This is a genomic window from Lacticaseibacillus zeae subsp. silagei, from assembly GCF_030770335.1.
Lineage (GTDB): Bacteria > Bacillota > Bacilli > Lactobacillales > Lactobacillaceae > Lacticaseibacillus > Lacticaseibacillus zeae.
Map to the genome: position 1 here is coordinate 100,120 of NZ_CP132484.1, position 23,833 is coordinate 123,952.

Annotated in this window: 18 protein-coding genes and 1 pseudogene; 9 read left to right on the forward strand and 10 right to left on the reverse strand. The window is 48.0% G+C overall.

Going from position 1 to position 23,833, the window contains the following annotated elements:
• Positions 1 to 8 precede the first annotated feature (8 nt).
• The 7 genes from LACZS1_RS00560 to LACZS1_RS00590 all read left to right on the forward strand — a co-directional run bounded on the left by LACZS1_RS00560 (position 9) and on the right by LACZS1_RS00590 (position 10,514).
• Positions 9 to 644, forward strand: a complete 636-nt coding sequence (locus tag LACZS1_RS00560) for a DUF6198 family protein (protein WP_070650983.1) — start codon at positions 9 to 11, stop codon at positions 642 to 644.
• 34 nt (positions 645 to 678) lie between these two features.
• Complete coding sequence (locus LACZS1_RS00565) at positions 679 to 942, forward strand: bacteriocin immunity family protein (RefSeq protein WP_070650981.1); 264 nt, start codon at positions 679 to 681, stop codon at positions 940 to 942.
• A 237-nt stretch (positions 943 to 1,179) separates the two neighbouring features.
• Positions 1,180 to 1,890 (forward strand): AzlC family ABC transporter permease, encoded by a 711-nt coding sequence (locus LACZS1_RS00570; RefSeq protein ID WP_010490210.1) that lies wholly within the window; start codon positions 1,180 to 1,182, stop codon positions 1,888 to 1,890.
• Complete coding sequence (locus LACZS1_RS00575; protein WP_010490208.1) at positions 1,877 to 2,206, forward strand: AzlD domain-containing protein; 330 nt, start codon at positions 1,877 to 1,879, stop codon at positions 2,204 to 2,206. Before LACZS1_RS00570 ends, LACZS1_RS00575 begins: the two co-directional genes overlap by 14 nt.
• Positions 2,207 to 2,717: 511 nt before the next feature.
• Positions 2,718 to 4,529, forward strand: a complete 1,812-nt coding sequence (gene uidA, locus LACZS1_RS00580; RefSeq protein ID WP_070650979.1) for a beta-glucuronidase — start codon at positions 2,718 to 2,720, stop codon at positions 4,527 to 4,529.
• A 793-nt stretch (positions 4,530 to 5,322) separates the two neighbouring features.
• Positions 5,323 to 9,669 carry an FIVAR domain-containing protein gene (locus tag LACZS1_RS00585; RefSeq protein ID WP_070650978.1) on the forward strand — a complete coding sequence of 1,449 codons (4,347 nt, stop codon included), beginning with the start codon at positions 5,323 to 5,325 and terminating at the stop codon, positions 9,667 to 9,669.
• A gap of 230 nt (positions 9,670 to 9,899) precedes the next feature.
• Complete coding sequence (locus LACZS1_RS00590) at positions 9,900 to 10,514, forward strand: type IV toxin-antitoxin system AbiEi family antitoxin domain-containing protein (protein ID WP_093997693.1); 615 nt, start codon at positions 9,900 to 9,902, stop codon at positions 10,512 to 10,514.
• Between the two features lie 146 nt (positions 10,515 to 10,660).
• Here the strand turns inward: LACZS1_RS00590 and LACZS1_RS00595 are convergent.
• From LACZS1_RS00595 to LACZS1_RS00640, 10 genes and pseudogenes are all read right to left on the reverse strand, one after another.
• Positions 10,661 to 11,428, reverse strand: a pseudogene (locus LACZS1_RS00595) (alpha/beta hydrolase).
• 265 nt (positions 11,429 to 11,693) lie between these two features.
• On the reverse strand, positions 11,694 to 12,677 hold the full coding sequence (locus LACZS1_RS00600) for an alpha/beta hydrolase (RefSeq protein WP_070650972.1): 984 nt from the start codon (positions 12,675 to 12,677) through the stop codon (positions 11,694 to 11,696).
• Between the two features lie 72 nt (positions 12,678 to 12,749).
• Complete coding sequence (locus tag LACZS1_RS00605) at positions 12,750 to 13,256, reverse strand: TetR/AcrR family transcriptional regulator (protein WP_306402826.1); 507 nt, start codon at positions 13,254 to 13,256, stop codon at positions 12,750 to 12,752.
• Between the two features lie 11 nt (positions 13,257 to 13,267).
• Entirely contained in the window at positions 13,268 to 14,161 is an 894-nt protein-coding gene (locus LACZS1_RS00610; protein ID WP_070650228.1) for an IS3 family transposase, read from the reverse strand.
• Positions 14,158 to 14,835 (reverse strand): helix-turn-helix domain-containing protein, encoded by a 678-nt coding sequence (locus LACZS1_RS00615; RefSeq protein ID WP_070650229.1) that lies wholly within the window; start codon positions 14,833 to 14,835, stop codon positions 14,158 to 14,160. The genes LACZS1_RS00610 and LACZS1_RS00615 overlap by 4 nt, the downstream gene beginning before the upstream one ends.
• Positions 14,836 to 15,522: 687 nt before the next feature.
• On the reverse strand, positions 15,523 to 16,173 hold the full coding sequence (locus tag LACZS1_RS00620) for a bifunctional 4-hydroxy-2-oxoglutarate aldolase/2-dehydro-3-deoxy-phosphogluconate aldolase (protein ID WP_070650968.1): 651 nt from the start codon (positions 16,171 to 16,173) through the stop codon (positions 15,523 to 15,525).
• 78 nt (positions 16,174 to 16,251) lie between these two features.
• Positions 16,252 to 17,223: a sugar kinase gene (locus tag LACZS1_RS00625; protein WP_070650966.1), complete on the reverse strand. Its 972-nt coding sequence runs from the start codon at positions 17,221 to 17,223 to the stop codon at positions 16,252 to 16,254.
• A 24-nt stretch (positions 17,224 to 17,247) separates the two neighbouring features.
• The gene (gene uxaC, locus LACZS1_RS00630) at positions 17,248 to 18,678 is read right to left on the reverse strand and encodes a glucuronate isomerase (RefSeq protein ID WP_047106694.1); all 1,431 of its coding nucleotides are present in this window, start codon (positions 18,676 to 18,678) and stop codon (positions 17,248 to 17,250) included.
• Positions 18,678 to 19,763, reverse strand: a complete 1,086-nt coding sequence (gene uxuA, locus LACZS1_RS00635; RefSeq protein ID WP_049171839.1) for a mannonate dehydratase — start codon at positions 19,761 to 19,763, stop codon at positions 18,678 to 18,680. The genes uxaC and uxuA overlap by 1 nt, the downstream gene beginning before the upstream one ends.
• A gap of 4 nt (positions 19,764 to 19,767) precedes the next feature.
• A complete protein-coding gene (locus LACZS1_RS00640; protein ID WP_070650964.1) occupies positions 19,768 to 21,402 on the reverse strand; it encodes a mannitol dehydrogenase family protein in 1,635 nt (544 codons plus the stop codon).
• 271 nt (positions 21,403 to 21,673) lie between these two features.
• On the opposite strand from LACZS1_RS00640, the gene LACZS1_RS00645 reads away from it, so the two are divergent.
• Together LACZS1_RS00645 and LACZS1_RS00650 are read left to right on the forward strand one after the other, a co-directional pair.
• A complete protein-coding gene (locus LACZS1_RS00645; RefSeq protein ID WP_070650963.1) occupies positions 21,674 to 23,257 on the forward strand; it encodes an MFS transporter in 1,584 nt (527 codons plus the stop codon).
• 8 nt (positions 23,258 to 23,265) lie between these two features.
• The gene (locus LACZS1_RS00650; RefSeq protein WP_070650962.1) at positions 23,266 to 23,634 is read left to right on the forward strand and encodes a hypothetical protein; all 369 of its coding nucleotides are present in this window, start codon (positions 23,266 to 23,268) and stop codon (positions 23,632 to 23,634) included.
• Positions 23,635 to 23,833: the final 199 nt, after the last annotated feature.

Consider the following 23,833-nt stretch of genomic DNA (forward strand, 5'->3'; position numbering starts at 1 on the left):
GGATCGGTTTGGTTGTCGGACTTGTGCTGAATGCTGCCGGAAACGGACTTTGTATTGTCGGCGCGATGGGCAGCGGGCTGTGGACGGCAGCGGCGATTAACCTCAACGATTGGCAAGGCTGGAACATCGGCGCCGTGCTGTTCACGTTTGGCGTGCTTAACGCCTTGACCAACTTAATCCTCATCCACCATTGGGATTGGCCCCGCTTGATTGGCGAAATCATTTACACGCTGTTTTTTAGTTATTTTGTCAATGTCTTTACTTGGGTGTTCACGTGGCTCGGCCTTGGCAGCTGGTCGGTGCTGGCTCGAATCTTTGTTTCCTGCTTCGGAGTTTTCTGCTTTTGCGTAGCGATCTCATTGTATCAGCGCGCCAACATTATTATGCATCCTAACGATGACACGACCAATATTTTGCGATTTCTGTATTTCAAAGGCAACGCAACCGCCTCACAGATTGCCGATTTCATTCCACCTATCATTGTGGCTATTGTGGCTTGGATCGCGACCGGTAAACTGCTGGGGATTAATGTGGCAACGGTGTTCTCGTTTTTGGGCAATGGCGTGATCATTGCGTGGGCCGACGAGCATGTTTGGCCGCAGTTGAAACATAACTTTAAGGTAACACCTGATGGGCAGGCGTGAAGAAAGATTTTTGTTAGTTAGGAAGGTGTCCGAAATGAAAAGAAAAGAATCAGTTTTAAGCCAACTGCCGGCGCTTATCGCCGATCCAACCACCACCGGTCCGGAGTTGGAAATTTTGAAACATGCCGAAGAGCGGAGACAAAAAGGCAACAATGAGGAAGGAATTGCCTACGAAATTAGAACCGGCCTGCAACCCTTAGCGATTGGCCGAAAATTGTCGCCTAAGGTTGTCGACTTTCTGACCCAGGTTGCGGCGCAATATCTTGGTATGGGTAATAGAGGTAACATCATTTTTTAGCAAATGGTTCTTTAGGGTAGTTACACTTTTTGCTGCTTGCGGTATATGCCGTTCATTTTTTCATAGGTAAACCTCAACACCCGATCATGCTGGGAAATACTCTTTCAGCGTGATCGGGTGTTGACGTTGAGGACACGATTTTTGCGAGCAGGCTCAGCATTTTTCATTAGATTTCGGTTGCAACCTTCTTAGTAAATAGTACACTAACATTAATATACTAATGACGGAGGGACCGGAATGAACGATGAGCTGACGATTCGAAGTGGCATCCATGATGTCATGCCAACAGTGTTTGGCTATATTACGGTGGGGATGGCTTATGGAATTGTGGCAAAAACCGGCCACTTATCGCTGCTGATGATCGGGCTCATGTCGCTGATCGTGTATGCCGGATCGGCGCAATTCGTATTGGTAAGCATGTTGGCTGCCGGCAGCCCGGTTGGCGCCATGGTAATTTCGACTGCTTTGATTAACGCGCGGATGAGTTTGATGTCCATGACCGTGGCACCTTATTTAAAAGATGAATCGATGACTCAGAATGTGCTGATCGGTACCTTGCTGACAGACGAAAGTTTTGCGTTGTCGATGAACAAACTCAATTACACTAACCACCATCTGAATGCGCCATGGTTCCATACGGTCAATGTCGGGGCTTACTTAGTATGGTTTGTTGCGAGTCTTTTAGGTGCCGTCATCGGCGGGATGATTCCCAATCCGGACAATTTCGGCTTGGATTTCGCCGTTGTCGCGATGTTCATCGGGCTGCTTTACCTACAGATGATTACGGACCGGTCAAAACCGTTCCTGCGGCATTTGAGTGTCGCCGGAGTGGTCGCCGTCGCCATGGTGCTACTGGTGCGTTATTTACCCGGCACAACCGCGATTATTGTCGCGACGGTGATTGGCTGTTTATTTGGAATGGGGGTAGAACGTCATGCAAAATCCTGACACATTGATCGCAATCCTGAGCTGCGGACTAGCAACCTGGCTCTTACGCGTGGTGCCGATCGTTTTGGTCAAACGCATGACGATCCCCAAGTGGCTACTGCACTTCTTGAGTTTTGTTCCGGTAGCCATCCTCTCAGCTATTTTTGTAGAAAATCTCCTCGTCATCCACGTCGGTCACTGGCCTAGCGTCAACTGGCCCAATTTATTCGCGTCCCTGCCAGCCATCGGCGTTGCGATCATCACTAAAAGTTTATTCGCCGTTGTTGTCGCGGGTGTGGCTTCTATGGCTGTTTTGCGGTTGTTAGGGTGGGCCTAAGAGTAAAGAGCGTGCTGTGTTGAGTCATAATTCAAAGATGTTGAGCAAAAAGCAGATGAGCACTTATAAACTCATCTGTTTTTTCTGTAGATTAGGTATTAGGTTATTGAGGTTTATAGATATTATTAGTGCCAAGGCGGAGCAATCGTAGGCGGGGCGGGCTCAGTGGTGAGATTGTACTAGCTGGGCGGTCTTCCCAGCGTAGTACAAGGCCGAGCTTTGAGACTCAGCCGGTTTTGCTGAGGCTCAAAGTCGTGCCCACCACTCTAGCTTCGCGGTCGCCAGCCCTTGGCCCCGCCGGAGATTGCGTAGTTTGGTACGGCAAGGATTTTTTAGTAAAAACAAATAATTAAATCTCACCTAAATTCACAAACGCGTCATTAACTCATATATCAGAATTTTGAGACACAAACAAAATAGCCATTGACAAGTTTTACTAAAATAAGTACACTACAAGGTGAAAGCGATTTCAGAAAACGTGCTCGTAAAACTTGAAATGGAGGCTTTTTGCATGGAAACATCGTTGTTGTACCCAGTGACAAATGATCAGCGCACTGATCAGAAACTGGATGGACTTTGGCAATTTAAGTTTGATGAAACGAAGCAAGGCGTGAAAGATGGCTGGGAGACCGGCTTTCACGATGGCGTTTCGATGCCGGTACCGGCTAGTTTCAATGACTTCTTTACCGATAAAGCGAGTCGCGAATATACCGGGGATTTCTGGTATAGCCGCAAGTTTTTCGTTCCGTCTTCGGCTAAAGGCAAAGCACTGTTTCTACGGTTTGATGCCGTTACCCACCGAGCAACGATTTTTGTGAACGGCAAAGAAATTCGGTCGCATGAAGGCGGCTTCCTACCATTCGCCGCGGACATCAGCACCGCCGTTCATTACGGCGCCGAAAACACTGTGGTCGTCAAAGGCAATAACGAATTGTCCCGCGAAGCTTTACCAGCCGGCGACACGATCACGTTGCGCAATGGGAAGAAAATGGTTCGCCCATTCTTTGACTTCTATAATTACTCCGGCTTGAACCGGTCCGTTCATTTGCTGACGTTGCCACAGGAGCGGGTGTTGGATTACACCACCACGTTTGAATTAAATGGCCAAGACGCCACCGTGAACTATACGGTGACAACCAACGGGGATGCCCCTGTAACGGTTAGTCTGGCAGATGCTGACGGCCAGGTTGTCGCAACCGCTCAAGGCAAGGAAGGCGCTTTGCAGGTTAAGAACGCCCATCTCTGGCAGGTACGCAACGCTTATCTCTACACCCTGACCATTCAAGTTGGCGATGACGCGCAGACGCCGGTTGATACTTATACCGATCGCATCGGGATTCGGACGATCAAGATTTCCGGTACCGATATTCTGGTCAACGACAAGCCAATCTACCTGAAAGGCTTCGGCCGTCACGAAGATTCGCCATTTGCCGGCCGTGCTTTTGACCTGAACGTTGAAAAGAAGGACTTCGCCTTGATGAAGTGGATCGGCGCGAACTCCTTCCGTACCTCGCACTATCCATATGACGAACAGGTTTATAAGATCGCTGATGAAGAAGGGTTCTTGCTGACAGATGAAGTGCCAGCGGTTGGTTTCAAAATGGCCGCGGCAGCCTTTCTTGGTGGCTTGAACCAGTCCTTCTTCAAGGGGCCATGGCTTAAAAAGCTGCATGAACGCCACATTGATCAGATCCGTGATTTGATCAAGCGCGATAAGAACCACCCATCCGTTCTGGCATGGAGCCTCTTCAACGAACCTGATACGATTGATGAAAATGCGGTTCCTTACTTCAAACAAATTTTCGACGAGTCCAAGGATCTTGACCCACAAAGTCGGCCGCGGACCTTTACCCTGAGTGAAGACGACACCATCGAAACGTCGAAAGTGCTCGACTTCCCAGACTTTTACATGCTCAATCGGTATCCTGGCTGGTATCATTTTGGCGGCTACCAGATTTCCGATGGGGAAGCCGGTCTGCGCGATGAAATGGACAAGTGGCAAAAGGCCGGCGTCACGAAGCCGGTTGTCTTCACCGAGTTCGGTGCCGACACCGAAGCTGGCTTGCACAAGCTGCCAAGCGTAATGTGGACTGAAGAGTATCAAGTTGAAGTGCTGAAAATGTTCAGCCGCGTCTTTGATGACTATGACTTTATTAAAGGCGAACAAGTATGGAACCTTGCTGACTTCCAGACCGTTGAAGGTAACATGCGGGTCAACGGTAACAAGAAAGGCATCTTCACCCGCGATCGTCAGCCGAAAGAAGCCGCCTTCTTCTACCACGATCGCTGGAACAAGCTGCCGTTGGATTATAAGGCCAAGTAACTTGATTTCCGCGTCAAACTAAAGGTTCATTTAGCGATGCTGCACCCATCCGGCGCTATCTGATGGGTGTCGTTTCGCATGACCAATGCCAAACAATCTAAGCCATAATTTTACGAGAACGTTCTTAGATGAGTGAATCCCGAACAATAAAAAAGCTTAGGCAATAAGTTCCAAGCCGTGCCAAACTCCGCAATCTCCGGCCAGCTGGGGCTGGCGACGCGAAGCTAGAGCGGAGACGGCGCTTTGAGCCAGAAGCCCGCTGTCTCAAAGTCGCCTAACAACATCAGCGACAAGTCCAGTCGCTGTGTTGTTTGCACGGCTGAGCCCCATCTGGCCTACGATTGCTCCGCTTTGGCACTCACATCTTAAATAACCTTACCAATTACCCCATAGAAACAAAAGATGAACATACTCTCGATAACGACGAGAATATGTTCATCTTTTTTAGCGTGGCTATGAATTGTGACCCAGTCTTGTTTGTTTTTTTCTTGAAAGGCCTCTCATTCAGCTGATAAAAATTTTTTGGTGGTAGAAAACGCTTCATGACAGGCGGTACATTGTTTTTATACAAACAAATTTGAAATAAATTTATAAAAATTGTTGTCATCAATACTTCAACATGTATACTAATATATGAGTTCTTTTAGTAAGCGCATTCAGTAAGCGATTTAACGTTTGACTATTCAAGGGGGCTTGCCTACTTTTCTGACAGTGAACCGTAGACGACATCGTAACGCGAAAACCGGCGCTTAATCACGTTAGGTCACGTTCAAAATGGGAGGAAAACGAGCAAATGAAAGCAAAGATAATTGGCTGGCGGCCCAAAGGCTTTAGTAAAAAATGGCTTTGGGCCAGCATTGCAACAGCTGTCGCGGCAGCATCCATGGTTTTATTTTTGATGATACCGTCGGCGACCCGCGCGGCAACGCAGAATCCGGAAGATCCTGTCACCGTTAAGCTGGACGGGAACGATATTGCCAGCAACAACACCAATGGGCTCACGTTTAAAGGCTTCGGGGTTCTCAGCGGCAATGGAACCAGCGCCTTGCTGATGGATTACAAGTCAGAGCACCCTGACGTTTATGCCAAAATGATGAAAACCTTGTTTGGCGGCAGTCAGCCCCTGATGACCAACGTCAAACTGGAAATGGGTAACGATCGCAACAACTCCACCGGTTCGGAGCCTGCTACCCAACGAACCGAATCGGAAAGCGCCAACGTGACTCGTGATCAAGGTTTTCAGCTGGCCGCTGACGCCAAGAAACTCAACCCGAATCTCAAGGTGACGATTCTGCGATGGAATGCACCGGGGTGGGCCAAAACCAACGACCAGATTTACACCTGGTACAAGAATTCGATTTTGGCCGCGTATCGTAAATACGGCTACATGGTCGATTACGTCAACCCTGGATTAAACGAGCACGCACCGGATCTGACCTGGGCGAAGGAATACGCCAATCGGGTCAAAACCGACACGACTGGCTTCAAGAACGATACCGAACGCAAACTTTATAACAACATCAAAGTTGTGATTTCAGATGAAGTCGGCGTCGGAAGCTTCGGTAAAAAGATGGTATCGGATTCATCGCTGCGCAACGCCATCACCGCAGCCGGCTATCACTATTCAACTGAAGACGACAGTGCCAAAAGCTTTACAACCCTGGCGGACAAGTACAACAAGGAAGTCTGGAATAGTGAAGCCCAGGCAACTTTTGGCAATTCCGATTATCGGCCTAACTCAGGCACTGGGATCGGCGGTAATGGGAGTTCGCTAGAAATGGCCAACACCATTGTCAAAGGCTTCACCGATTCACGGCGGACAAACTTCATTTATCAGCCAGCCATTGCAGCCTTTTATGAAGGCGGGCAGTATTCTTCGAAGAGTGTGCTGCAGGCAACTGATCCGTGGTCAGGTTGGACGAACAACGATGTCGCGCTTGACGTTCTGGCGCAGTTCAGCAAGTTTGCCAAACTCGGCTGGGAAAATAGCGACAATACTTCCGGCGTTTGGCGGGCAGTTTCCCAAGCCAGTGCTTCGACAGCCACCGGATCTAATCCTGTCAACGGCCGCAATGGCTTAGCCAATTACTTAACTCTTGCTTCGCCGGATAAGAAGAACTTTTCGACGGTCATTGTCAACGACAGCAAGTACACGAAGCATTACCAGATTTCAGCGACCAATATGGGCTATAAAGGCAACCCGTCGCTGGAAGAGTGGGAAACCCGCGCGGCTGATTCGACCGCAACTGATGCATATAACAGCAATTACCTCAAGCACGTGGGCGATGTCAGTGCCGATAGCAAAGGGGTTTACACGGTCACCGTGAAGCCGTGGTCAATGATGACCGTCACCACGCTGGATAAAGCAAAAGATAATGATCTGAAGCAAGACGTTGCTACCCCATCGGATAAAGAGCGTACCGTGCTGGATACCGATACAAACGGCAAAGGCCATGACACTTCAGATGACACCCTTTATGCCGACAACTACGAATACGTCGGGAAAAAGGTGGCAACTTTGAACGCCGATGGAACCAGCAATACGACGCAAACCGAAGACTTCATCAATTCGCGTGGTGGCAATTCCGGCTTTTACCCGCTCTATACGTTCAATCGCAACGGCACGCTTGAAGGTTATCAATCGAGCCATGCCAAGTCCGGCAACTATGTTCTCCGTCAGCAGTTGGATTCAACCGTTGTGGCGCCTGGTGGGGCGTGGAACGGCGGTGATCCAATTGCCTGGATCGGCGACAATCGCTGGATGAACTACAAAGCCAGCACCGATGTTTCGTTTGAAGATAAAGGCACGTATGGCAGCGCCAATTACGCTTCAATCGGTGTCCGCCAGCAAGCTGATTCCGGGCCGGCAGCTTATCTGAAGTTCTGGCAGGACGGCGGTTGGTCGCTGCACATTGGTAGTCAAACTATTACCGGGAATGTTGCGACCGGCCAAGGCGGCACCAAGATCTCCGGTTTTGATACTGCCAATACGGCATGGCACAACATTGCGGTTCAAGCAGCCGGCAATACGATCACCGCGTCTATCGATGGCCATGAAGTCGCATCCGGCAAAGTTACGACGCAACTTTCCGGGCGGGTTACACTCGGAAGTGGTTATTACCATACTGACTTTGACAATTTGAAAGTCGAAAAGGTTAAAGGCTACACGCCGTATTATTCACAACAGCTCGACGACCTGGAAATGTATGACACGTCAGCTAAACCGCAAAAAGAATTGGTTTATAACAATCAATGGACCCACGAAAACGGTCAAGGCATGTACGTACGTGATCGGACCATTTCCAAGAGCACCGGCGCTGGCGCAACGCTAACGTATACGTTCAATGGTACCGGTTTGGACATCTGCGGCAGCAACGACGGCTCGGCTAAGTTGGATGTGACCGTGGACGGCAAACAGGTGGCCACCAATGCGGCTACTAATAAAACCGGCAACCTTGAGCAGGCGTACACGCTGCGCAATCTAAAGGATGGCCAACACACCGTAACGTTTACCGTCAAAAGCGGTACGTTAGCCGTGGACTATGTCGGCGTGGTGCCTGGTGAAAACAGTGTTGATTTTAGCGCCTTGCAGACTGCTTATGACAAGGACAAAGACACGACCAACACCAGCAACAAGTACACGACTGCCAGCTGGAATGCTTTCCAGACAGCCTTGTCTGCTGCCAAGAACGTTTTGGCGAACAGCAGCGCAACGCAGTCAGATGTTGACACCGCGCTGAAGAATCTGAATACAGCATACGACGGGTTGGCACTCAGCCCAGACAAGTCCGCGTTACAGAAGGCCTATGACAAGACAAAAGACGTCACCAATTCGAACAACAAGTATACGGCTGACAGTTGGTCGGCACTCCAGACCGCACTGACAGCGGCCCAGAAGGTCTTGTCGAACACCGATGCAACATCGGCAGACATCGACACCGCGCTGAAAAATCTGAATACGGCTTATGCCGGCTTGACCCCAAGTCCGACAACCAAGCCAGACAAGTCGAAGTTACAAGCAGCCTATGACAAGGACAAAGCGGTCACCAACACCGACAACAAGTACACCGCTGACAGCTGGAAGACTTTCCAGACAGCTGTGGCAGGCGCACAAACGGTTTTGGCCAACAATGATGCAACCCAGACAGACGTTGACGCCGCTTTGCAAAAACTGAACGACGCCTATAACGGTTTGACATCAACTAATGGCGAAAAAACCGATAAGTCGGCACTTCAGACAACCTACGACAAAGACAAAACCGTCACCAACACGGACAATAAGTACACTGACGATAGCTGGAAGACGTTCCAGTCCGCATTGGAAAATGCCCAGAAAGTGTTAGCTGACAACAAAGCAGTTCAAACCGATGTCGATGATGCTTTGCAGAAGCTAAATGATGCCTATGATGGCTTAACGGTTAATTCGGATACCAAGCCGGATAAATCAGCCTTGCAAGCAGCAGTCGATGCAGCACAAACCCTCAGCGATGCAGCCGTCACCGGCGAGCATGAAGGCAACTATCCGGCTGCTGCCGTGACAACCTTGAAGGACGCCATCACCGCAGCCAAAAAGGTTCTCACCGACGCGTCTGCTTCCAAAGCTGATGTGACCAACGCGGTTTCAACCCTCAACCAAGCCGTCGCAACCTTCAAAAAGGCAGCCATCACCGTTAACCGCGATCCGTTGACGCAACTGGTCAAGGCAACGCAAGCACTCAAAGAAGCCGACTACACGAATGATAGTTGGACCACTTTCCAGCAAGCCTTCACCGCTGCCCAGAAGTTGTTGGCAGGAAAACCGAGTCAGCAAGAATTAGACGCCGCAGTCACCGCACTTCAAGCCGCGAAAAACAACCTCATGGCAGCAGGTGGCCAACTGCCATCAACAGGCGGCAGCGACTCGTCAAGCGCCAGCCAGGCACCTTCCTCATCATCAAGCAGCGCGACACCAAGTTCCACCGCAACTGATCAAACCAATCCGGCAAGTGAAGCTTCGTCTAGCTCGAACAAGAACAAGTACCCAAACACAGGCGAATCACAACTGTCGCTGGCAGTTACGGTAGTAGCACTTGCCTTGCTTGCTGGTATTGTTGGTCTTGCTTGGTTCCTGCATGAGAAAGGTAAGGCGAAACAAGAGTAGAATGAAGCGTTGAGGCATCAGCAATTCGCGATTTCATAGTATTTTAAAATGACTCGCAGTCTGGATTTTTTCTGACTGCGAGTCATTTTTGGTGTTGTTCGTGACTGCTTTAAAGAGGTCAGAGACGGGAGTCAACTTTTCCCGTTCAAACAGCTTTTCCTTGAATTGTTTCTATATACCTTGTATATTGAATATACAAGGTATATAGAAACAAAATGAGGAGGTTGTTTATGACTGAAGGTAAAGGACTCGATGCATTGTTGGAGAAACATCATACCTTCGTCAGTGGCACGGCATCCCGTTACGGCGTTTCTTCGTCAATGCTTACACAAGCTATCAAGAATGGCCGGATTTCGCGTGAGGCGCGCGGCGTTTATATTGAAGATGGTTATACATGGGATGATTTTGCGATTCTTTCGCAACGCTATAGCAGGGGCGTTTTTGCGCTTGAAACTTCGTTGTATCTGTTTGGGTTGACTGATTTAATGCCGAATCGATTCGTCATGGCTTTCCCATATGGCTATCATCACTCACGATTAGAGGAGCACGGTATTGTGCCCATCTATTATGTCTCAAGTCGCTATTCGCCGGGGATTGTCTCTGTTGAAACGCCTCATATGAATTTTGTGCCAACTTACTCGGTGGAAAGAACGCTGCTCGATGTCTGGGAACGTCCTGATGTTGCGCCATATACGCGTAATGAAGCGTTTAAAAATTATCTTGATGATTATGGACAAGATAATAGGTCTTATGAGAAACTTGTTAAGCTTAAAGACCAGTTGTACCCCCACAGCGATTTAACCAAGCTTTTGGAGGTTCTCGCTGCAGGTGATTGTGTTGTCTAAGAAATGTGCTGTTATTAACTGCTTACTTAAGGGAAATGGCCAGGACTCATTCTTAAGTACGAGTAGTGAGTTCAAGAAAAGGCATTGAAATTCCGGTTTTTTCGGGATTTCAATGCCTCTTTTAGAATTTAAGCAAATGACAGAATTTATTTTGTTGAGTAGTAATGGTTTGACGCATATTTAAACGCTTTCTGCCATTTTTTTGTTGCGGCTTGGGCTAATTGGGTTCGGGAAGCGAAAAAATCGAAGGAGTGAAATGCCCCTTTGTAAATATCAATTTGAGCTTTGACGCCAGCTTTTCTTAATGCAAAAATGTATGTTAGCGTCTCCTGATAAAACGGCTCAATGGTTCCGATGAAGGTATAGGTGGGTGGTAGATTTTCATAAGACTTTGCTCTTGCCGGAGCCGCATATTCTGACACGTTTTCATGTCCGTAGTCATTGCCTAAATATAGTTTCCATGCATTGACATTGCTGCGTTCATCCCATACCGATGCGTCATTATGCAGAGACGAAGGAGTTGGCTGGTCATCCAGCATGGGATACAGTGGCATTTAAAAAGCAATTTTAATTTGATTTTGATCACGTGCGTATAATGTCAATGCTGCTGTGAGACCGCCACCAGCGCTTTCTCCGCCAACAAACAACTGCAAGGGATTAACGCCGAGCGCTGTTGCATGTTCCTTTAACCAAACCAATGTAAGATAAGCATCAGCAAGTGCTGCTGGAAAAGGTGCTTCCGTTGACCGGCGATAGTCAGGCATCACGACAACTGAATTGGAAATGTTTTGAATCTTTCTTGCATAATGTAAATCCGTTTCTGGAAGACCAACCGCATAGCCGCCACCGTGTAACCAAAGTACACCCGTTGCCAGCGGCTTGGGACTGACAGGACTAACGATCAGGATTCGCATCTTGCTATTGTCAGGTCGTTGTATAAATACTTGTTTGACGTTTAGATCTTTGGGAAAGTGCCCCTTTACAAAATGATCCGTTAGTCAATTCGCTCGATAAAAATTTGGGGGATTATGAAAAGGTGGCAACCGGCGAATAATTCGACCAATTGTTTTGATTTCTGGATTCATTTCATCGTTAGAAATATAAGACATGTTTAATTGCGCTCCTTTTTGGGCGACTCGAAATTTTTCAAACAATAATGGGTGAGCATCGGTTTTGGGCTTAGACCGAGAAGATAACGGCTATCATCTGTTGGATAGCGTTACGAGCCTCCCATGTCGGTAGTATTGGGTAGATGTGGTTTTGTCCGATACCATGGAATAGATTTGTCACAACGCCATGTTTCTTCAACTTTTTGTTTAGCTTCAGAATATCGGGATAGAATTCTTCTCGGGTGCCAACAAAAATTGTGACATTCTTTAATGGTGCTACATCTCCGAAGAGCGGACTGAGATGGTAATCTTTGCGGTCGGTTTTTCCCGCCCATAATTGTCCATTAGCAATTAGGGCTTGGCGGTTTAATATTGGATCGATTGTATCCAGTTTTTTTGTCTCAGGGTTGGATAGCGTGATATCCACCCAAGGGGACAAAAGAATCAGGCTATCGGGCTGGGGCAAATCCTTTACAGCAAATGATTCTGCTAAGCCCAATGCCATTCCTCCACCAGCTGAGTCACCCATTAAAATAATTTTCTTCACTCGGTCATCATTTTTTAGCAATTGATAAAGGGCAGTCAGGGTTTGATAAGCACGGTGGTAAGTAGCAAATGGGATAACTGTATAAATCGGTACAATAATCCGTGCATTCGTCCGTTGCGCTAATTTGTTTAGCATTTTCCAGTGTTGAATCGTTGGGTGAGCAGCATATGCACCACCGTGAAGATAAAGAATGGCGGTACCGCTGTTGCGCTCGGGATTGAGTTCATAAATGTCAATGTTATTAAATTTTGTCTTTTTAATGGCAACTAAAAAGTGCATTTGCTCTGGGATATGATAAGTTTTTTCACCTACCATCTTTTTATGTGCAAGATCTTGTTTTACTTGTAGACCAGTTCGCTTGTCTTTAACGAAAAGTCGTAGAGCGCCTTCTACCAAGGTAGCGCTTAAACTGCGATGATAACGCAACTGTGAATATACTTTTAAAGCTGTCGATAACCCTGTAAAAGCACCAGCTATCAATAATGTTTTTTTCCAGTTACTACTCATTAAAATATCCTTTCGTCTACATAACAGGAAACGAAGAAGCTTTTATTTGGTCGGTGAGAATGCTGTGTGATTTCATGCAACACCATAAATGATAATTTCGTACATGCTTTGCATGGCACTCTGGTAGTAATTGGGGTCGTCCGCTGTAAAAGATTGAACGAAGATCTGTTCAATGGACTTTGTTAACATAATCGTTAAGACTTCCTTGTCGACGTAGGTTAGAGGTCGATGGGCAAACTTGTACAGCAATTTCAAAATTTGATTTTCCATTTGAGTCAACAGTCGCACGATCTTTGCCCATTGAGCGGGATATAATCTTTTGAAATCAAAACTGTAGTGTAGGAGTAAGCCGATGTTAAATGAGAGTGGAGTTTTAAGAACTCTGGATAGTTGGTCAATGTTTTTAATATGTTCCGCCGATGCGCCGGTCGTTCCAAGTTGACTAAAAACAAAATCAATTGTGGCGTCAATTAAATCGATCTTGCTGGGAAAATACTTATAAACGGTGCGCTTACTGGTTGCCATTTTTTTTGCAATGCGGTCGGCCCTGTCAAGTTGACAGATGAAATAATATAAAATTTTGGTAGCTTTTAGACGGCCTTATTCCAGTATTCTTCTGGGGTAAGGCCGTCTCTTTGTCCTGAACGGTTTTCGTGATTGAAATAGTGGATCCCGTCTTCAACGAGCTTGACGAATTCCTTGTAAGTCTTTGCCATTGGATGACGATCCATCCACCGCAGTTTAAACTCGTTCCACCAGCGCTCTATCGGTGCGTTGTCATAGGGCGTTCCCGGCCGTGACATACTTCGTGTGACTTCAAATTGGTTGAGGTAGCGGTTGAATGCCTTGGATGTATAGGCGGAACCACGATCAGTATGAATGAGCGGATGGACGTTGCCAGCGCGAGTGAAAGCGCGCTGGAAGACCTGAATCTCGGCAGCGGTTGTTTCGGTTGCACTCAGGTTGTAAGCCAACAGATTGCGGCCATAGAGGTCAAGAACGCCACTGAGGCGCATCTTGTACTCGCCGTTGATACCGTATTTCAACTCGGTTGAGTCGGCTAGCCAGACTTGATTAGGGCGTTCCACGTAGAAGCATTGATTGAGCACATTGTCTTGCAGGTACTGTTCAGATTGCTTGACGCGCCTATGCCGTTTTTGGCGGATCTGACATCGAATGCCAAGCTCGCGCATGACGCGACGAACTTGTTTGATCGTGACCGGAAAGTCAATCAGCTCATCTTGTTGTAAGTTGATCAGGAGATTCCCAGCACCAATGCCTTGGTGATGAAAATCAAACCAATATTGAGTCCGCTCCTTAAGCCGTCGATCGTGGGCCTCCCACACTGTTTCCTCCCGCCTTAAGCCTTTGTAATAAGCTTGACGGCTGATGCCAATAACGTCCAATAACTTTGTGACAGCGCCATGTTGGCCTTGACTAACTTCTTCGATGGCACGGTAAGCTTGTCGGTGTTGTTTGATCACTCCTTGTGCTGGATTTCCAGTAATTTTTTTACAAAGGCCTCCACTAGCTCTTTGTCCTTGAGCTCAGCTTCTAGTTGACGAATGCGCAGTTTGGCCTTGTCTAATTCGGTTAGATCACGCTTGTCTTTGTGGTGACCACGGTTATCTACCAGCGCCTCATAACCGCCTTCGCGAGCCTTGATCACCCAAGACCGTGCCTGTTGATAAGACACATCAAAATGGGCTGCCGCTTCAGTATAGGAGTGCTTACCCTTAGTGACATATTCAACGACTTTAATGCGTTCTTCGAAGGTGGTTGTACGACTCATGGTGGGGACCTGCTTTCTAGACGGTGAAGCCGTCAAAGATTGATGATCCCTATTATACATGGCTATCCATCTTTGCAATTGTGTTGATGAGCGCAGACCAAATTGCATCGTGACTTCGGCTAATGACCCTTCACCACTGAGATAAGCAAGTACTGCTTCAAGCTTTTGTTCCTTGGTATAATGTTGATTCTTTCGAGCTTCCTCTAATCCCTTAATCCCATCGCGTTCATAGCGCGCCTGCCAACGTTGTAATGTACGATCACCAAGACCGTGTTGACGGGAGAAACTACTGATACTTATATTCGAATGTCTGAACTCCTCCAATATGAGTAACTTTTCTTGAGCTGTATGCTTAGATCTGGGCATAGAAAATCCCTCCATGATCATCAGATGAATTATGATATTTCATCTGACAACCATAAAGGGATTATCGCACAATGTCGGCAGTTGTAAACTTCGGACCTTTTTGCTCTATAACAACAAGAACCGTTTGGAGAATTTGGTCTTTAATTTCCGACGACGCGTTTATTTTTGTAGCCGGTTTTCGGTTGTCTTTAATATCTTTTGTCAAAAGAACACCCCTGGTACTATTTTTTATTTAATAGTACCAGAAGAAACGATTTTTGACAACGCCTGTTTTTTTAAAAATTAGCCGTCTCCCTTAATTTTTTCGGTCTAGTGTGTGAGAAGTCTGCTAGCGATTGCCAGTAATAATACCGATATAATGAACGAATCAGTACCCGTGACGAAAACGCCACAAAACAGACCAAGGATGATTAACATTTCGGTACGATGAGTGATAGAAACCGTGTTTTTCATGGAGCAGACTCCCTATAAAGCTGATCTAATCCTGTGCCTGTAACTAAGCTGCACAGGAAGGTCTATGAGGAGCACTCACTTAAAATTAGTGGACAAAAGTATACTAAATTAGGCCGAGTTAGTTTCGTCTTTTCAATAGAAAAAACATGCTTGTCCAAAAGCAATCGCTTCTTGGCAAGCATGTTTCATTTTCAGGACTTATTCAATTGTTGCGCAAAGCGGATGACTCACAGACTACTTACTGGCCTTAATTTCATCCAACTTTGCCCGATACTTCTTGGCAGTTTCCGTAACCCCTGCGTAGTCGCCGGTTTTGGCGGCTGCGGTGAGGTTGCTGCCGGCACCGACTAAGGTAACGCCGGCGTCGAACCAGGTTTCGAGGTTGTCGAGCGAGACGCCGCCGGTTGGCATGATGGCCAGCTGCGGGAATGGGCCGTGGAGTGCTTTGACCATGGCTGGGCCGGCAACGCTGCCAGGGAAGACTTTGACCAAGTCGACACCGGCTTCGAGCGCGGTTTGGATCTCGGTTGGGGTGAAGCAGCCTGGGGTGTACGGAATTGAGTAGAGGTTACAGATTTTGGCAACGTCAGCGTTGAAGCTTGGGCTGACGATGAATTTGGCACCGGCGATGATGGCCAGACGTGCTGTAGCCGGATCAAGAACGGTTCCGGCACCGATCAGAACATCGTCACGGTCGGCATACTTTTCGCTGAGTTCGTCCAGCGCCTTGTCTGCGTGTGGCACCGTGAAGGTCAATTCAATTCCGGTAACGCCGCCAGCAATCACGGCGTCAACGGTTTTAACAGCTTCATCGGCATCGTTGCCGCGAACAACCGCGACACAGCCGGTGTTCACTAACCGATTCAGGTAGTCATATTTTTGCATGTTTGTTTACTCCTTAAACGTGTTTGGTAACGAAGAACGTCTTGTACGTCTTGAAGCATGAAAAAAGTTAAAGCGCTTTTATTCGTGCCCTGTTTCATTAAGACTTGTTTTCATAAACTTGTCAAGTTGTGATCGTGTTGGGTAACCGGTATTGTCGCCAGCGGACTGGATGGCCAAGGCACCGATGGCATTGCCGCGGCTGGCCGCTTCGGCAGGGGAGCGGCCTTCGAGCAGCGCACTGATGACGCCAAGGGCAAAACCGTCACCGGCGCCGACCGTATCGACAATGTGCGCCGCCGGAAAACTCGGCAGTAGCTGCCCCGGCACATCGCGGCCTAATAGGTAAGCGCCTTGTTTACCGACTTTAACGATAACCAGTTGCGTCTGCGGGCTTTGATCGAGGTAGAAGTGGGCGATGGTCTCAGGATCATCGCTGCCGACCAGGATTTTGCCCTCCGCCGCACCGGGCAGCACGATGGTGGCACTTTTGGCTAACTCATTAATGGTCGTCGCCATGGTCTGCTGATCAGGCCACAATGCCGGGCGCAGATTGGGGTCGAACGTGATCATGATGTGGTTGGTGATGAGCCGCTTCATCAAGCGCTTCGTTGCGGTCAGCGTCGAAGCCGAAGCTGCCGGGAAAATACCGGTGATGTGCGCCAGCTTGACGCCTGCCAAATCGACGCGGTCAATGGCATCCGGGTCAAAATGGGCGGCTGCCGATCCGGCACGCAGATAATAGGTGTTCGGATCACCGTGCGTGACGCGCGCTTTGAACTCAATACCGGTCGGATAGCGCGAGGTCGTGGTGACATTGTCTGACCCGATCCCGGCCGCCGTGAGTTGCTGGCGAATGAAAATACCATTCGGATCTTCGCCAAGATGCGTGATATATTCAACTGAATGGCCCAGCCGGCTTAAGCCAACCGCCACATTCAATTCGGCGCCGGCCAGATATTTGGTAAAATGTTTGGCCGCTGCCAACGGAACATCGGCTTCTTCAGCGGCGAAAACGACGAGCGGTTCACCGATTGTCAGGCATTCATTCACGTGTGATCGTACTCCTTTAAACGTTCAGTCTTTGTTGTCGTAGAAACCAAAGTAGTTGCGGGCGTTACCGTAGCTGATATTCTTGACGATGCGGCCAAGGGCTTCCAGGTCGTAAGGCACGCGGCCTTGTTCTACCAGCTCACCATAGAAGTTGCACAGTACCCGTCGGAAGTATTCATGCCGTGGGTAAGACAGGAAGCTGCGGGAATCCGTCAGCATCCCGACAAAGTTTGGCAACAGGCTTTGTTGGGCAAAGGTTTGCAACTGCTTGTGCATGCCTTCAGCCGTGTCATTGAACCACCAAGCAGCGCCCAGTTGCAGGTGTTGTTTGTCACCTTGGCCAACAAAGCTTTGCAGCATGGTGATCAATGGTAACCAGTCATTTGGATTGAGTGAATAGAAGATGACCTTTGGTAACGGACCGCGTGCATCCATCGCCTGGAAAAGATCACGAATTTCACCGACCAGATCCGGCTGACTGCCCATCGCATCAAACCCGGTATCTGGGCCGATCTTTTTGAGATTTGGCAGACTTAGGCTGCGGGCAACATTTGCGTGGAATTGCATCGTCCAGTTGAATTCGCGGTTCAAGTCCATCAACATTTCGACTAAGCCGGTGATGTATTGATCATTTTCTTCATCACTGACAGGGCGATTTTCGATACCCTTTTTGATGATGGCATCAAGGGCTTCCTGACTTGCCGGACGGTAGTGGAAGCTGTTGAGGCCATGGTCGGAAAGGTGGCCGCCATGTTGGGCGAAGAAGGTGAAGCGTTGTTTCATGGCTTTCTTCAAGGAAGCAAAGTCAGTAATCTCAACGCCGGCTGCCTTGCCGAGGGTCTGCAAGTATTCGCCATAGGAGTTTGCGCAGATTGCCATGAGCTTATCTGGACGCATGGCTGGCAGAACTTTGAAGCCATTGGTGTCTTCGTCTTTCGCGATGAGTTCGTGATAGTGGAGGTCACTTGCCGGGTCGTCGGTGGTGCAGACAACTTCGACGTGACTGCGGCGAATCAACGCGCGCGGCGTGAATTCCGGCGTTGCTAATTTGGCGTTGGCGAGATCCCAGACTTGTTTAGCCGTGTCGCGGCTCAAAACCAGATCACTGCCAAAGAAGCGGCGTAATTCAAGGTGGGTCCATTCAAACACCGGGTTGCCCCAGGCATTTTCCATGGTTTCGCACCAAGCGACGAACTTCTTGTAATCATCACCATCGCCGGTAATCAGTTCTTCCGGAACCCCGTTGGCCCGCTCAAGCCGCCACTTGTAGTGATCGCCGTAAGTACCTTCGTTTAACCAAATACGGGTAATGTTCTTGAAGTTACGGTTTTCGTAGATTTCTTCCGGGTTGAGGTGACAGTGAAAATCGATAATGGGCAAGTCAGCGGCATATTGATGAAACAGTTGCTTCGCCGGCTCGTTGGTTAACAGAAAATCATCATCCAAAAAGGCCATTATTTTGCACTTCCTTTTTCCAGTGCTTCCCAGAGGCCGTGCAGATACATGATACCTAAGGCGCGGTCATACAAGCCGTAACCTGGGCGACCATTTTCGCCCCAGATGTTGCGACCGTGGTCTGGCCGGATGTAGCCATCGTAGTCTAAGTCGTGCAAGGCCTTCATGATTTCATACATATCCAGTGAACCGTCTTTGGAAAGGTGATCGGATTCGTGGAAGTCGCCTTCCTTGTTCATGAACTTGATGTTACGAGCATGGATGAACGGTGCCCGGTCTTTCTTGACGAATTCGCGGATGATTGCCGGCACATCGTTGTCAGGATTTTCGCCTAATGAGCCGGTGCAGATGGTAAAACCATTGTAACGGGATTCGTGCATGCCTTCAATGACGCGCATATCTTCGGCGTTTTTGTAAACCCGTGGCAGACCGAACAGTTCGCGCGGCGGATCGTCGGGATGCATCGCCATACGTACATCATACTTCTCGCAGGTTGGGATGATGGCGTCGAGGAAGTACTTCATGTTTTCGCGCAATTTAGCGGCGTCAACATCGGCGTAAGCTTTGAACAGACGCTCGATTTCTGCCAGACGTTCCGGTTCCCAACCAGGAAGGACATAGCCTTCGGAGTTGTTGCGAACGGAGTCGATGATATCATGCGGATCGTCTTTCAGATACTGATGCTGGAAGGCCATGACATTGCTGCCGTCTTTCAGCTGGTAGTGAAGGTTGGTCCGTAACCAGTCGAAGATCGGCATGAAGTTGTAGCAAATGACTTTGATGCCGTATTCGGACAGGTTTTTAATGGTTTCTTTGTAGTTTTCGATGTACTTGTCGCGTGATGGCAGGCCGATCTTGATGTCATCGTGAATGTTAACGGATTCGATGACTTCCAGTTTTAAGCCGGCATCTTCGACCTGTTTCTTCAAAGCGGCAATTTTTTCTTTTGGCCAGACGTCGCCGACCGGAACATCGAATAAAGCGCCAACGACTTGGTCAGTGCCAGGGATTTGGCGGATCTGTTGCAAGGTGATTGGGTCATCTTTTTCGCCGAACCAGCGAAAACCCATTTTTAAATCAGACATAAAATCAAAGCTCCTTTTCGTGATCTTGACGGAATTGTTCAAGTGTCTTGGCAACGGCACCAGGGCCGGCGATCAGTTTCTTGAAGTCGGCTTCGACCTGGTCAGCCAAACCGATTTGATACAGGTCATGGCCGAAGATCTGGTCGTTGCTCAAAATTGGCTTGAGGGCGGCGTGAACGTCGGCATCGCTACCAAGCTTGATGTCAGCAACATATGGCTGCAATTGATCCAGCAGCGGGTCGCGGCTTGGCGTGAAGGCATTGCCTTTGTCGTCCAGTGCCATCAGGTAACGGCACCAGCCGGCGAGGATCAATGGAATGGCTTTAAGTTGCTTGATGCTGTCAGGACCCTTGTCTAAATAGTGTTGAATGGTGACGCCATAACGGATTGGCAGCTTCTGTGACGTGTCGCTGGCAATACGTTGCGGCGTATCCGGAATGTTCTTGTTAGGCAAGCGCTTGGTGATCAGCTGATCCAGGAATTTCTTCGGATTGATAATCTTTGGATCCTTAACCACCGGAAGATCTTCCTTGTAGCCAAGATACTTGATCAATGTAAGTAGATCAGGATTTTCGACTTCAGAAGCAATGGAGGTGTAGCCCAGCAGATTGCCGTAGATAGCCAGTGCCGTGTGCAGTGGGTTCAAGCAGGCGGTGACTTTCATCTGATCGGCATCGTTAACCGTGTCGCGATCCGTGAGAATGACGCCAGCGTTTTCCAGTGCCGGGCGACCATTCGGGAAGCTGTCTTCGATGACCAGATAATGCGTTTCTTCAGTGTTACCGAATGGCGCAATGTTGGTGTGCTTCGGGGTGTGGACGATGGTGGTATCCTCAAAACCTTCTGCCTTCAGCTTGTCAGCGACATTTTGGGCAGGGTTCGGGGTGATCCGGTCAATCATGGACCAAGGGAAGCTGACGCGTTTTGGATCGGTCAGATAGTCGATGAAGCCTTGGGTGACCGTACCGTTCTTAGCCCAGCCTTTAGCGATGGTCAAGATACCGTCTTCATAACGTTTGCCATTTTCGGAGAAGTTGTCGGTGCTGACCATGGCAATTGGCTTGGCACCAGCTTCATAACGGGCTAACAGCAAGCGAGCGATGGCGCCCATGTTGGTAACGGCATCATCTGGCTTGCCGGCGATATCGGCTTCGGCTGCTGGGGTCAGCTTGCCGTTGATATCGGTGAGTTGATAGCCTTTTTCGGTAATGGACATCGTCACCAGTTGCAGCGATGGTTGGGTGAAAATGTCTTTCAACCGTTCCCAGCCGTCTGGATTGCTCTTGTTGTAGTAGATGGCCTCGGCAACACTGGCAATCAGCGTCTTATCAAGGGTGCCGTCTGGTTGCATGACAACCTGCAAAACCCGATCGTTGTAAGGCTTGTAGATGTCAGCCGGAACGTCGCCATCATAGGTTTCAGCAACAATGACCCCGGATTTAAGCTTGCCGGTGTTCAGTAAGTCTTGCGCAATTTTCGCATGGAAGCAGCGGAAGAGGTTCCCGCCACCGAAGTGTACCCAGACCGGATTGGCTTGGGTCGCTTGTTTCATTTGTTCTTGATCAAATTGCGGAACAGCGATGCCGGCTGCCTTGAATTCATCAGCCTTTGCTTGATAATCGTCGGTTAACTTAACCACAATAATGAACCTCCTCATATACTAATATATCAGAACTACACCCTCAATATAGCACGACTTGGGTAAAATGGAAAGCGCTATCACTCGATAATTTAAATTTAATGTTTTCGAAAATAAATTTTAAGTGTCCGGACCGTTTTAAGCGGCTATTTGCTGACGGCTTCTTGGAAAATCATTGACTTTAGTTTTGGCATCGCTTATAGTGAAAGCGAATTCAAATATATTAGTATCATAGTTGATGCTGCTTTTAACAACAGAAAGGACAGATCATATGAAACATACCTCGTGGGTTTATACGCCTAAGGAAATCAACGTTAAACGAGGCGTGGCTTACGGTTTGACTGACTTAATGGGCGGTGGGTGGAACAACATCGTTTCTGGGGTCATTTTTGCTTACCTCACATTGTCAGTCGGACTTAATCCTGCCATGGCCGGTGCCATCACAGGTGTTGCCCGAATTTTTGATGCGATTTTCTCGCTGGTTTTCGGAACAGTCACAGATGGCTTCTATAAAACCAAGCTAGGGAAAAAATATGGTCGGCGGCATTTTTGGATGTTAGTCGGCCTTGTCGGTTTTGCGGTATCATTCCTGTCATTTTGGGTACCGGCGACAGCTATTTTCGGACCGGGTCATGACTTCATTTATTATCTTGTTGTCTACACACTGACGGAGCTTTTTGTCGGTATGATTTTGATCCCTTGGGAAACCTTGCCGACTGAAATGACAACCGACTATACGAAACGAACCATCCTTTCCGGTTCACGGATGTTCATTTCCGCAACCGGGACTTCATTGGTTTTCTTCATCTTGGCAATCTTGCAATCATTACCAAGCGCTGCGGCAAAGAAAAATGCTTATTTATTTGCCGGTATTCTATGGACGATTCTTTTCGTGGTCGCCATTTTTATTTCTTATCGGATGACATGGGAACGCCCATTGACGAAGGAGTTTATTGCTGAGTTGGATGCGCGCCCGAAGCTGAGTGTTGGTCAATACATTAAAGAGACGCTGCATGACTATGCTCAGACTTTCCGTAACTCTGCTTTCCGGAAACATCTGACCATTTATCTTTTCTCATTTACGGGTAAAGACTTTTATGCCACTTTGTTACCGACGTTTATCGTGGTTTGCATGGGGATGGCATCAAATATTCCATGGGTCTTAAATGCGCTCGCCGTGTTTGGCATTTTATCGACACTTTTAGCAGCCAAGTTAATGATCACTCATGGACCGCGATTTTTATATAGCGTCTCCTATATCGGTATTATTTTGGCGCTAATTGCATATGGGATGACCTATTTTCTGCACCTTAAGAATCCTATGGTCGTCTTGATTGTCATCACCATTGTTTATCAGTTGTCACGCGGTATTCTTGAATTTACGCCATGGAACGTTTTCCCATTCATTCCTGACGTTGACCATATTATGACCCGCGATGATAAAGCCGGAACCTATGCAGCTGTGATGACTTTCTTCCGTAAATCCACCGGTGCTTTGGCTACTTGGCTTGCTGGGATTCTGTTAGAGGAATTGGGCTATGTATCAACGGCCAGCACGCAACAGCCCGGTGTTACGGACAAAGTGGCGCTGCTGTTTATGATCGCACCGATGATTCTGATTGGCATTGCGTTAGTTGTTTCGTGGACGTTTAAATTAAATCGTCAAACGCATAATATCCTGCAACAGGAAATCAAGCGATTGGAAAATGGCGGCTCCAAGGCAGACGTTACTTCGGAGGCGCGGTTAGTTGCTGAAGAGCTAACTGGCTATCCGTATGAAAAACTTTGGCCAGAAGAAACATACGAAGATGCGCAAGCTGAAAAGAAAAAGAAACAAGACACTAAGAAGGAGTGAATGAATTTATGGCAGATATAGTGATCGTATACAACCAAGTCAAGCAACAACTTTTGAACTTACCATTAGATCATCAGAGTTTAGCGCATGTTGACTTAACAAAAATCGGCTTGTCATCAAGTGCCGATCTTAGCCACGTGATCAAATCGGATACTTTTGCGGTGGTATTTGATGGCTCGAGTTGGACAAGCCAAACTTACATGCAGTGGGAAGATTTGCGAATCAATGAAGCACTACAAGCCATTAAAGGGAAGTATTCCGAATCAACGGAGAAGATTTTAGCGCATTTTGTCGCAGGCATGGATGTTAAATATCAAGGTAAAAAATCGTGGGTTGCATTGTTAGAAGAGCTAGGTAAGGAGATCGAGGCACGTTAGAAACGCAACAGCTACCGGCAATTCATGAATGAAGCTCAAATAGTCCCTCCACGATCAGTAGACGAAGGCTCATCGCACATCTGCTGATCGTGGAGGGATGTTTCATTGTCCAGAAACTATGCTGGTTCGAGGATGTTCATGTAAAAACTTGGTTGAGATAGGTAACCCAAGCTCGAGATTGCTCTATTGTATAAAAACG

Bases quoted from the DNA above. Each gene is read 5' to 3' on its own strand.
- LACZS1_RS00565 (WP_070650981.1), top strand. From the start codon at position 679: ATGAAAAGAAAAGAATCAGTTTTAAGCCAACTGCCGGCGCTTATCGCC.
- LACZS1_RS00570 (WP_010490210.1), top strand. From the start codon at position 1,180: ATGAACGATGAGCTGACGATTCGAAGTGGCATCCATGATGTCATGCCA.
- LACZS1_RS00575 (WP_010490208.1), top strand. From the start codon at position 1,877: ATGCAAAATCCTGACACATTGATCGCAATCCTGAGCTGCGGACTAGCA.
- uidA (WP_070650979.1), top strand. From the start codon at position 2,718: ATGGAAACATCGTTGTTGTACCCAGTGACAAATGATCAGCGCACTGAT.
- LACZS1_RS00585 (WP_070650978.1), top strand. From the start codon at position 5,323: ATGAAAGCAAAGATAATTGGCTGGCGGCCCAAAGGCTTTAGTAAAAAA.
- LACZS1_RS00590 (WP_093997693.1), top strand. From the start codon at position 9,900: ATGACTGAAGGTAAAGGACTCGATGCATTGTTGGAGAAACATCATACC.
- LACZS1_RS00600 (WP_070650972.1), bottom strand. From the start codon at position 12,677: ATGAGTAGTAACTGGAAAAAAACATTATTGATAGCTGGTGCTTTTACA.
- LACZS1_RS00615 (WP_070650229.1), bottom strand. From the start codon at position 14,835: ATGCCCAGATCTAAGCATACAGCTCAAGAAAAGTTACTCATATTGGAG.
- LACZS1_RS00620 (WP_070650968.1), bottom strand. From the start codon at position 16,173: ATGCAAAAATATGACTACCTGAATCGGTTAGTGAACACCGGCTGTGTC.
- uxaC (WP_047106694.1), bottom strand. From the start codon at position 18,678: ATGGCCTTTTTGGATGATGATTTTCTGTTAACCAACGAGCCGGCGAAG.
- uxuA (WP_049171839.1), bottom strand. From the start codon at position 19,763: ATGTCTGATTTAAAAATGGGTTTTCGCTGGTTCGGCGAAAAAGATGAC.
- LACZS1_RS00645 (WP_070650963.1), top strand. From the start codon at position 21,674: ATGAAACATACCTCGTGGGTTTATACGCCTAAGGAAATCAACGTTAAA.
- LACZS1_RS00650 (WP_070650962.1), top strand. From the start codon at position 23,266: ATGGCAGATATAGTGATCGTATACAACCAAGTCAAGCAACAACTTTTG.